The sequence below is a fragment of the Roseovarius tolerans genome (genome assembly GCF_900109855.1).
Lineage (GTDB): Bacteria > Pseudomonadota > Alphaproteobacteria > Rhodobacterales > Rhodobacteraceae > Roseovarius > Roseovarius tolerans.
This window is the reverse complement of sequence record NZ_FOBO01000033.1, coordinates 1-10412: the sequence shown is the minus strand read 5'-3', so window position 1 is coordinate 10412 and position 10412 is coordinate 1. Positions and strand designations below refer to the sequence as shown.

Here is a 10412-nt window from a genome sequence, read left to right as displayed (position 1 = left end):
GCTCGCCACAGATAATGTCTCTCACCGTTGATTTTCACGAACATCTCATCCAGGTGCCAGCGCCAGCGGCTGGATTTCAATCCGGCCACACGGCGCTTTTTGATCTCGGCTGCGAACAGTGGACCGAGCCGATGCCACCAAAATCTCACAGCTTCATGGCTTACATCTATGCCGCGCTCATGCAGCAGATCCTCGACGTTCCGTAATGAAAGCGGAAACCTGACATACAGCATGACTGCCAGGCGGATGATCTCGCGGCTGGTTTTGAAGTACTTGAACGGGTCGCGTTTTGTCATCCGGGGAGAGTAGGGGGCAGCTTGCAAGGGCTCAAGCCAAGTTCGTCTGACAAGACCCCTTAATCGGCTACGCCCGCGTTTCAACCGAGGATCAGACCCCCCTGCCCCAGTCGCAGGCCCTGAAATCCGCGGGTTGTGCCGAGATTCATGAGGAACAAGCCTCTGGCGGCAATCGTGCGCGGCCAGTCCTCGCGCGCGTGTTGGAGCGCGTGACCAAGGGCGACACGCTGGTTGTCGTGCGCATTGATCGTCTGGCGCGATCGCTGTCGCATCTCTTGGAGGTGATCGAGCGGCTTGAGGCGAAGGGCGCGTTCTTTCGTTCCATTCAAGACCCGATCGACACTGCCTCGCCGCAAGGCAAGTTCACGCTTCAGGTCCTCGGTGCTGCAGCCGAGTTTGAGCGCGCCCTGATCCGGGAACGCACGAAGGCCGGCTTGGCGAGCGCAAGGACCAAAGGACGCGTGGGCGGGAACCCTGGGCTGCGTGCCCGCGATCCATCGGCGCTGCGCAAAGTACGGCTGGCGCGGCAGGACGGCTACATGCAGCGGCTGAACGAGACGGCGCAAGATTGGGTGCCCCATGTGCGCCGCCTTCGCCCCGACATGGCTTGGGAAGACGTGCTGCGCATCGTCAATGGCCCCTTGCCTGAGGCTAGGCGCTGGACGCAAAGTCGCCTGCTTCGCGCCGTGAAAACCTATGTCCGCGACGGCTTTCTGCCTGAATCCGTCTTGGCACGTGCCGGACGCCGCGAAACGGACGACCGCCTACCCGCCATTATTGCTGGCATCAAGGGCGCAGATCCCAACATGACGCTTCAGGCGATTTCTGATCGGCTAGAGACTATGCGTGAGCGGACACCGCGCGGAAGATCCAAGTGGCAGCCGTCATCGGTGAAAATGCTTCTAGAACGCGCAGAGAAACTGGGGTTGCTTGACTAAATTCAGCAGTGCCTTCGCTTGTGTCTATGTGTCTGAACCACACCATATCTAGAAAGTGCTTGCGCGAATCTAATAGCTGAGGCAATAGTCTCGATAAATAACGCGCGGACACATAAAAAACGCGCCCACGAATCGAGGCAGGGATGAGCGAAGCTGAGCAGGACCTAGACATTGCCATAGGGCACTACGCAGAGCTTCTCGCGTCTAACCTCCATGCGCAACGTGCGGCCCACTTTCCTCCCGACGCCAAGAAAGTCATGCGCAGCCTGACTAGCGGAGAGGCAGCCGAGTTGCTTGGCGTCGATCATACCTACCTTCGCAAGCTCCATCGAGAGGGAAAGATAGCTGACGTCGAAACCACCGCGGGCAGCCACCGGCGATATACACTCGATGATATTTGGGAGATACGCCAGGCCCTCGAGGCAAACGCGAAGAAGCCTGGAACCTACGTTCCGGGGCGTCGTGCCGGTGACGAGCTTCAGATTGTTTCTGTTGTGAACTTCAAAGGCGGCTCCGGGAAAACGACAACATCCGCTCACCTTGCACAGCGTTTGGCTCTCAAAGGATATCGTGTTCTTGCGATCGATCTGGATCCCCAAGCATCCTTTTCCGCGCTGCATGGCATCCAGCCTGAGCTGGACCTGATGGAAGGAGGCACGCTGTATGACGCGGTTCGCTACGATGAACCGGTCCCGATCTCGGAAGTAATCCGTAAAACCTATATCCGAGGTCTCGACCTTATCCCCGGGAACCTAGAGCTCATGGAATTTGAACATGAGACGCCGGCAGCCATCCAGCGCGGCGGCGCCCGCGCGTTTTTTGCCCGTGTGCGTGACGCACTCGATAGTGTCGAAGCGGACTATGACGTTGTCGTCATCGACTGTCCGCCGCAGCTTGGTTTCTTGACCATGTCCGCCCTTTCAGCATCCTCCGGCGTGCTTGTAACCGTTCACCCGCAAATGCTCGATCTGATGTCCATGTCGCAGTTTCTGCGAATGACCGCTGATCTGCTTGGCGTCATCCGGGACGCTGGCGCAAACCTTCGCTTTGACTGGCTGCGTTTCCTGCCAACCCGATACAAGGTGGGAGACGCCCCGCAAACCGAGGTCATTGCCTTCATCCGGGGTCTGTTCGGCAGGTCGGTCCTGACCAACCATATGGTTGAGTCGACTGCGATCTCGGATGCGGGGCTTACAAAGCAGAGTCTCTACGAGGCCGACAAGAAGGACTTCACTCGCCAGACTTTCGATCGCGCGATCGATTCCATGAACGCCGTAAACGACGAGATTGCAGCGATCATTCAAAATACGTGGGGACGCAATGGCAAGAAAGCCTAAACTGGGCCTGCCATTGCAGACCCTGCGCAACGCGCCTGACGCTCTTGAGGGACGCAGGCTCCGTGGTGGTGTTTTCGAAATCGACCCCGACCATATTGAGACTGCAGGAAGGCTTGATGACCGACTGCAGATCGAGATTGAGGGTCTGAAGGCATCAATATTCAAAAACGGCCAACGTGTTCCGATACTGGTGCGCCCGCTTGAGGGTGATCGCTATAGCCTGATCTATGGCCGCCGTCGCCTTGAGGCTTGCAGAGAACTTGGGATCAAGGTCCGCGCAATTGTCACGGAAATGGAGGGCGATCAGGCGCTCCGCGATCAGCTGCTGGAAAACCAAGAGCGGCGAGATCTGAGTTTTATCGAACGCGCGCTCGTAGCCGCTGCCTTGCTTGATGGAGACCATCTGGGCGAGTCAGAGCGCACCAACAAGGGCGTTGCCGAGGTTCTTAATCTGACTGAGGCTGGGGTTTCGCAGCTGTTAAGTGTTGTCCGCACAGTAGGAGAGGATCTTGTCTTGGCCATCGGTGCGGCACCTGGGATCGGCCGGCCCCGATGGGAAGAACTCAAGAAGTGTCTCGGGGCTGCGGATGTGGACCACGCGCGTCTCGCAGCCTTGGCCAATGAAACCAAGTCGGTCCAATCAGGTGGAATCGATGAGAAGTCCGACAGGGCGTTTTTGGCGGTACTTTCTGCGGCGGGAAAGACCGAGCATCCCACATCATCGACTCGCCCGCGCGGCCAACCCGGCATGGTCATTCCGGGGGTCGGTGCCGCAACCGTCACGACCGGACGCCGTGGCAAGCAACTCAAGCTTGAGTTGAAGTCCGAGGACACAGAATTTGTCAGCTGGCTTGAGGGCAACGCCCCGCAGCTGCTTGCCGAGCTTCATGAGCGCTGGAAGCGATCAGAAGACTGAGGAAGAGCAACCAACAAAAAGGAGGCACGATACAGGCAAGAATGAAAAAGGCCCCGAGAAGCTAGCTTCACGAGACCTTTCTTAGGTTTCGGACGGGACCAGCCCGCTACAAAACTTCAGTTTTCGCACCTCTGAATGTAGCGATCTGGCCCCTATCCCGCAAGCGCAAAGCGATTCGCGGGCCACTCAAATTTTGCCTTCGTGAATATTTTCATGGAGTACACACCGATTTCGCCGTTTATGCGGCCGATCTCGCACGCCCATCTGCGCGTGATCGAGCGACCCGAGGCATCTGTCCCGAGCAAGCCTGTCAACAAGTGGGAGCTTTTGCGCGAGCTATCCAAGGCGCAAGCTGCCTTCGGGATTTCTGAGCGCGATCTGACCGTTCTTCAGGGGCTTCTCAGCTTCTTTCCGGATGATGCGCTTGGCGGGAACACCGAAATGGTCGTCTTCCCATCCAACAAGGCGATCTGTGAGCGGTTGAACGGGATGCCTTGCTCTACGATGCGCCGTCATTTGGCCCGCTTGGTGGAGGCAGGCCTGCTCATGCGGCGGGATAGTCCCAATGGGAAGCGCTATGTACGCAAGCGTGGTGAGGAGCGCGTGGCCTTTGGCTTCGACCTATCCCCCCTCTATTGCCGCGCAGAGGAGATTGCACGGGCAGCAGAGGCTGTGCGAGAGGCCGAAGACCGAGTGCGGCGCCTTAGGGAGGTCGTAAGCCTCATGCGTCGCGACCTGGCCGCTCTGGCGGAGTTCGGTGATGAGATTCAGCCCGGGCTTGGCCTATGGGACCAGCTCCGCGATACGGCGGCCCTCACAGCCCGTGCTCTTCGACGCAAGCTTTCACTAGAGGATCTATCGTCCTATCGGACCGAACTGGAGACCCTTCTCGATCAGGCGCGCAACGTCATTGATGGTCCTGAAACAGAAGAAATGAACACCAATGATGCCCATTTTGAGCGTCACCATCATAATTCAAATAAAGAATCTATAGATATTGAACCAGCCTTAGAAAAAGGCGGGGCGGCGGCCGGTGCGCCAGAAGCTGATGCATGTGGGCCTGAGGCTGACGTGGAAGAGCCGGACACGAGGCGGGTGCCGAAAATCCCGCTCCATCTGGTAATCGCAAGCTGCCCGTCGCTCAAGACCTTCTATCAGGGCGACGTCCGACATTGGCACCAGCTTTTCGACGCGGCCTGTCATGTGCGGCCCGCCATGGGGATCAGTGTTTCCGCTTGGGAAGAAGCGCAGCGCTGTATGGGACCAGAGCAAGCCTCGATTGTCGTCGTGGCCATGCTGGAACGTTTTTCAGACATCAGATCACCGGGTGGGTACTTGCGGGCGCTGACATCCAAGGCAGCGGCGGGCGAATTCTCTTGCGGTCCGATGGTGATGGCTCTGATCGGTCGGCGAAGTGCGGCTTAACAGCTGTTAAGTTTGGATGGCGACGGGGCTGAGTTGGCATGACTTAACAGCTGTTAAGTCGTCCCTCGGCAACCATACGGTCATCGAAAAGGAAAGGAATGTTGGTTTGAGGGTGCCGGGAAATGAGATCGGGAGAGTGACTTCCTGCGCCCGTCGTGGAGAATATCTGATGACGAAAGCTGCCCAGAAAATTACCCTGTCCCCATCCCGGGATATCCCTTTCGACAAGCTCTTGCTGAGCCAGTCCAAAGTCTGGCGCATCAAGGCTGGCGTGTCCCTCGAAGAACTGGCCGAAGACATCGCTCGCCGCGGTCTTTTGCAAGGCCTGAGCGTGTGGCCCGTATTGGGTGACGATGGCGCAGAAACCGGCAAGTTCGAAATCCCTGCCGGGGGCCGTCAGTTCCAAGCATTGTCACTGCTGGTGAAGCAGAAGCGTTTGGCGAAGACGACGCCCATTCCCTGCATCGTGCGCGATGCTGCGTTCGACATCCTTGCCGAGGACGATTCCCTTGCTGAAAACATGCAGCGCGTCGCCCTCCACCCGCTCGACCAGTTCCGCGCGTTTGCGTCCCTGCGCGACAAGGGTCAGAGCGCTGCAGAGATTGCTGCCGCCTTCTTCGTCACGCCGCAGATCATGAAGCAGCGCCTCAAACTTGCCTCCGTCGCCCCTGCCCTGCTTGAGGTCTATGCCGGGGATGGCATGATGCTGGAGCAGCTCATGGCCTTCACTGTGAACCCCGATCACGCGCGTCAAGTTCAGGTCTGGGATGTGATCCAATCATCCTGGAACAAGGAGCCATTCCAGATCCGGCGCATGCTGACCGAGACCTCGGTCCGGGCCTCAGACCGGCGCGCGGTCTTTGTCGGTGTTGATGCCTATGAAGCCGCGGGTGGCACGATGCTGCATGATCTCTTTCAGGGCGATGATGGTGGCTGGCTGGAGGACCCTGCCCTGCTCGATCGGCTGGTGACGGAGAAAATCCAGGCTGAGGCTGAAACTGAGACGACTGCGGTTGAAGGCTGGAAATGGATCGAGGCCGCACTTGACCTGCCCTGCGGCGACAACCACGCGCTGCGGCGACTGTCCGGTGACCCGGCGCCAATGACGGATGATGAAGGTGCGGGACGGCTCCCGGACAAGCTACATGAGGCTTCTGCTGTCCATGATGTTGATGACGCAGGGGGCCTATGCCGCGGTGTCCGGCTGGCAGCTGTCGGCGACCTAGGTGCGGGCACCGTCGTCACCCCCGGTGGAATGCCGATCGGCACTGACCTCTCAGAACATCAGGATGGTGGCGCGCTAAGCAAGCTTTCTTACATCCGGGACAGTCGGCCTTCATCATCCACGACGTCAAGTCTGCATCCTTCGCCAGTCCAGCGCCACAGAACAATGTTGTAGTCTACCGCCGATGTCCCCTTGGCAAAGCTTCGGATCAGAAGGCCTGCAAAGCCGTCAGTGATGAGACTGGCGGCAAAGTCCTGCGTCGGAACAGTTTGCCCATCGAGCATCCTTGCGCGCCAGCCCGGATCTGCGAGTGTGCCTTTTGTCATTCCGTATTGCGCAACTGCGTCTGCGTTGCGGGTATCAAGAATCGGGCCAAGGTCGGCAGCGTAGGACACAAGGATCGTGGGCTGCAGGCTTCCCACCTGGTTGGCTTCGCGCAACGCCGTGGTTGGGTCGAGCGCGGTGTAGAGGGCCGGGGTGCCCTTCGCGTTGAATCGCCCTCCATAGAGTTCAGCACCACGCCCAGAGAGAGGTTCACGCGCATAGACAGGGTTGAGGGCGCGGTAGAGCGGACCTGTATAACGCCCAGCGTTAAGAGGCATCAGGCAAACACGCCTGCGTCGACCGCGTCTATGTATTCGAGAACCTGCTGCGCCTTGCCGTCCTGCACCAACTGCATCGCGGTCCGGCCGTCAAACCCGGGCAGGGGCTCTGAGCGATACCAGGCATAAGCCATCAGTTCCGACCCGAACCGCGGCTCGACCTTGTTGAGCACTTCGACCAGTTCGCGCAAACGGCGCTGTGTCTTGTCCGAGCTGATACGGCTCCGCCGCTGCATGGCATCCTTGCCAAGACCAACCGTCATTGCGATCTCCTCTGCCGAGGTGCGCAGCGCTGCTGCGATCTTGCGCGGTTCAAACTGTCCGCCTTCTGCAAAGTTTGTGATGTGCATAACGTTACTCCATACGGTCATTATGACGGTATATAGCGGCAATATTACCGAATATCAAGTCAACAGCAGTGAACTCCGCGTTTCTCCCAAGAAATTCATGTCCCGGTAACACGCACATCTTGGAAAATGCCGCAGGTCTTGGTGCTTTGAGCACTGCCTGAGACGTATATTTGAAGAAGCTGCCAGCCCTGTCGGTTCTGCCCGCCAAAAAGTGAAAGTGTCCTTCGGGTTTTGTGACTGACGGATGAGGGCCTTTGGGGTCCCTCAAATGGGTCCGGGCCGGATTCCGGTCTGTCTTTCTTGACGAAGGGCATTCCCATGCAAACAGGTGTCTTGCGCGTGTTGCGCGCGACCGCTGCCTCCTGGTGGCGGCACAAGGAATTGCGCCGAACCGGCAAGACCGAGCTGGCGCGGCGGCTCGAACGCGAGACTGTGTTGCGCGATCTCGGCTATCTCAGGCAGGCGGCGACATTGCCGGACGCGCATGTGATCTGCGGACATGGCGGGACGTTCATCCATCTCGGTTGGACCACCGTGTCCACGCTCGCGCCGATCGAGCGCTTGCCCTTGGCCGCTCTTGCGGTCGCACGAAGGACGCCCTTCATCGATATCCGACCCGTCACCGATGTGATCGCCTTCGCGAACCTGCCCCGCGTGCCGCGGGACGGATCGATCGACCCTGAATCTTGGGGTCCCGGCAGGTCCATCCCACTGACCACCTACATCGACATGGTCGAAAAGCTCGGTGCGAGGATCGCCAACGACCCGCGCACCCGTCGGTCAACCTGAATCCCATTCTCTCTCATCAACACACGAAAGGACGCCAGCCATGGCCCGATCCCGCACGCCCAAATTCGATGCCTCCGAGGTCATCACAAACGAAATCATCCGCATCATCGAGCGCGGCGTCCTGCCGTGGCGCAAGCCCTGGACGGCAGGTGGCAGCTCTCGTCCCCTGCGCGTGGGCGGTGAGCCCTACCTGGGGGTGAACAACTTCCTGCTGACCATGCGGACCGTGATGGCAGGCCACAGCTCGCCCTTCTGGATGACGCTGCCGCAGGCCAATGCGTTGGACGCAAAGGTCCGCAAGGGCGAAAAGTCCTCCGTCGTGGTGTATTACGGCCAAAGTCGGAAAGGCGCCGATAACGACGACGACTGCGGCGATGGCGATGATCACTCCGAGGAGGCTCGGATCTTCCGCTTCCAGAAATCATATCGCGTGTTCAATGGCTGCCAGATCGAGGGTCTGCCCGACAGCTTCTACCCAGACCCGGAGCCAACGCCCGAACATCCCCCTGCAGAGCCCATCCCGTATATGCAGACATTCTTCGATGCGATCGACATCACCACGGTATTCGCGGGCGGCGAGGCCTACTACCTGCCGCCGGTGGACAAGGTTTACATGCCGCAGGTCACGCGGTTTCAGGACCCGCGCAATTTCTACGGGGTCTGGGCGCATGAGCTTGCCCATGCCACGAAAGCCCCGCATCGGCTGAACCGCGATTATGGTCTCTCGCGGTTCGGCAATACTTCTTATGCCCGCGAAGAGATTGTGGCCGAGTTGACCTCCTGTTTCCTGGGACAGGAGCTTGGGTTCACGGCGCATACGCTCGAGATGAATGCCGCTTACCTCTACAACTGGCTGCGCGTTTTGCGCTCGGACAAAACCGCGATCTTCAAGCACGCCGCGGATGCGCAGCGCGCCTGTGACTACCTGATCGCCAGCTCGGAGGCGGGCAGGGCAGGGGGCAGCGCCGAGGCTGCCTGATAACACCCCGCAAACGGAGATTCCCATGTCACACAAGGACCCAAAGACGCTGCGGGTCGCCTGTTTCCCTGGTGGTCACCGCAGGATCATCACCTTCGAACGCGGTGCCTATTGGTGGAGCCAGTCCGAGGGTGCTTATCCGCTCTCGGCAGCGCTTGAGAGCATCACGGAAAAGGGCGGCTGGATCGAAACCATCCCCAACCCGAACTACAGAGGCAGACGGCTGTTCGGGTAAGGCACCTTCGGCCTCGGTTCTTCCGCCACGTGGAAAAGAAAAAGCAGGCTTTGAGAAGGGTGTTTCAACTTCTCAAAGGAGAGCCCCATGACCAGTACCGCTCAATCCCAGACAGACCGCCCGGACCCGACCGTAATCGCCGCACAGAACGACGCGTTCCGCCAGCTCGCCTGTCTCGGCATCCCGCCCGCGCAGCCCATCCAGGGCCGCATGCATGTCACCCGTTCGCTCATGGAGGCCGATGATGGCTTCATGGCGGAGGCAGTAAAGGCCACGGGCACGTTCGAGACGTTTGAGCCCGAAAACGACCCCGAAGGCTGGCACGATTTCGGGGCGGTCGAGATCCGGGGTGAGACCGTGTTCTGGAAAATCGATCTCTACGAGGCTGACTCGGATTTCCGATACGGGGCCGAGACCCCGGACAACCCCGCGACCACCATGCGCGTGCTGACCATCATGCTGGCGCGCGACTGGTAGGGCAGGGGGCAGCCTCAATCCTACACCTCCGACACTCAAGGCCCGCTGACCCTCAAAGGGCAAAGCAGGCCTTTTGTCGTTTTGATCCCCGAACCCGGGGATTGGTCGCGCGGATGATCGCGCAGACCGTTTCATACCTATCGAAAAGGACATCCCATGACCGCAAACTTTGCCCCTTTCACTGTCGCAATTGGCGAGCTAATTGCGCATCCCGCCAATGTGCGTAGCAAATCCCCGGAAACCTATGACCCCGAGAACATCGCGCATCTCAAAGCCAGCATCGCCGTGCTGGGCCTGCTCCAGCCGCTCCTGGTCCAGAAGATCGATGGTAAATACGCCGTGCTCGCCGGCGGCCGGCGTCACGCCGCGCTGAAGGAGCTGGTCGCTGACAAGGCTGCCAAGGGGTTCACCGCGAAGACCAAGGTGGACTGCCGACTTGTTCCGGACGATTGCGACGTGACCACAGCCCTGTCGCTCGCTGAGAACGTCACCCAGGCACCGATGAACGCGATCGACGAGTTCGAGGCCTTCGCCCGGTGCTGCCAGACAAATTCGAACTCGTCTCAGGAAGGGCAGGGTCGCTGCCCTTTACGCCGTGCAGAGATTGCGCCACTCGGCAAGAGCGGCGGCGCGGTGCCGTTTAAAATTTGATCTTGAGTAGAGGCTTCGCTCCGAGTTGAACAGATTGTAGACTGAGGCGTGGATGGCGGCGAATTTCTGCAAACTTCGCACTCGTCTGAACCGCAACATCGCTCGCTCACGCCTTCGGAACGGCAGGTGCGAATTCTCGGCTCGATTGTTCAACCAACGCCCCGTTTCCTGTCGATCGGCATTGCCGATTTC

General features: G+C 59.3%; 12 protein-coding genes and 2 pseudogenes. 10 read left to right on the top strand and 4 right to left on the bottom strand.

Going from position 1 to position 10412, the window contains the following annotated elements:
- Positions 1-296: IS6 family transposase (locus BMX04_RS18565; RefSeq protein WP_139194635.1), on the bottom strand; the 296-nt coding region annotated here is incomplete at its 3' end.
- 62 nt (positions 297-358) lie between these two features.
- Between BMX04_RS18565 and BMX04_RS18560 the strand changes: the two genes are divergently transcribed.
- The 5 genes and pseudogenes from BMX04_RS18560 to BMX04_RS18540 form a co-directional block, all read left to right on the top strand.
- Positions 359-1234, top strand: a complete 876-nt coding sequence (locus BMX04_RS18560) for a recombinase family protein (protein ID WP_074788331.1) — start codon at positions 359-361, stop codon at positions 1232-1234.
- A 143-nt stretch (positions 1235-1377) separates the two neighbouring features.
- Positions 1378-2571, top strand: coding sequence for a plasmid partitioning protein RepA (repA, locus tag BMX04_RS18555; protein ID WP_074788330.1), 1194 nt, complete (start codon positions 1378-1380; stop codon positions 2569-2571).
- Complete coding sequence (gene repB / locus BMX04_RS18550) at positions 2555-3487, top strand: plasmid partitioning protein RepB (RefSeq protein WP_074788329.1); 933 nt, start codon at positions 2555-2557, stop codon at positions 3485-3487. Before repA ends, repB begins: the two co-directional genes overlap by 17 nt.
- 213 nt (positions 3488-3700) lie before the next feature.
- Complete coding sequence (repC, locus tag BMX04_RS18545; protein ID WP_074788328.1) at positions 3701-4912, top strand: plasmid replication protein RepC; 1212 nt, start codon at positions 3701-3703, stop codon at positions 4910-4912.
- 169 nt (positions 4913-5081) lie between these two features.
- Positions 5082-6035 (top strand): annotated as a pseudogene (locus BMX04_RS18540) (ParB/RepB/Spo0J family partition protein); the annotation flags it as partial.
- Between the two features lie 191 nt (positions 6036-6226).
- Here BMX04_RS18540 and BMX04_RS18535 read toward each other — a convergent pair.
- Both BMX04_RS18535 and BMX04_RS18530 read right to left on the bottom strand, forming a co-directional pair.
- The gene (locus BMX04_RS18535; protein WP_074788327.1) at positions 6227-6739 is read right to left on the bottom strand and encodes an RES family NAD+ phosphorylase; all 513 of its coding nucleotides are present in this window, start codon (positions 6737-6739) and stop codon (positions 6227-6229) included.
- A complete protein-coding gene (locus BMX04_RS18530; RefSeq protein ID WP_074788326.1) occupies positions 6739-7089 on the bottom strand; it encodes an MbcA/ParS/Xre antitoxin family protein in 351 nt (116 codons plus the stop codon). Before BMX04_RS18530 ends, BMX04_RS18535 begins: the two co-directional genes overlap by 1 nt.
- A 318-nt stretch (positions 7090-7407) precedes the next feature.
- On the opposite strand from BMX04_RS18530, the gene BMX04_RS18525 reads away from it, so the two are divergent.
- The 5 genes and pseudogenes from BMX04_RS18525 to BMX04_RS18505 all read left to right on the top strand — a co-directional run.
- Positions 7408-7878, top strand: a complete 471-nt coding sequence (locus BMX04_RS18525) for a hypothetical protein (protein WP_074788325.1) — start codon at positions 7408-7410, stop codon at positions 7876-7878.
- A gap of 40 nt (positions 7879-7918) precedes the next feature.
- On the top strand, positions 7919-8857 hold the full coding sequence (locus BMX04_RS18520; RefSeq protein ID WP_074788324.1) for an ArdC family protein: 939 nt from the start codon (positions 7919-7921) through the stop codon (positions 8855-8857).
- Positions 8858-8882: 25 nt separating this feature from the next.
- Entirely contained in the window at positions 8883-9092 is a 210-nt protein-coding gene (locus tag BMX04_RS18515; protein ID WP_074788323.1) for a DUF6330 family protein, read from the top strand.
- 87 nt (positions 9093-9179) lie between these two features.
- Positions 9180-9569 carry a DUF3768 domain-containing protein gene (locus BMX04_RS18510; RefSeq protein ID WP_074788322.1) on the top strand — a complete coding sequence of 130 codons (390 nt, stop codon included), beginning with the start codon at positions 9180-9182 and terminating at the stop codon, positions 9567-9569.
- A 156-nt stretch (positions 9570-9725) separates the two neighbouring features.
- Positions 9726-10136 (top strand): annotated as a pseudogene (locus BMX04_RS18505) (ParB/RepB/Spo0J family partition protein); the annotation flags it as partial.
- Between the two features lie 21 nt (positions 10137-10157).
- Here the strand turns inward: BMX04_RS18505 and BMX04_RS18500 are convergent.
- Positions 10158-10412 (bottom strand): DDE-type integrase/transposase/recombinase (locus tag BMX04_RS18500; protein WP_074788321.1); only part of this gene is annotated, 255 nt, incomplete at its 5' end.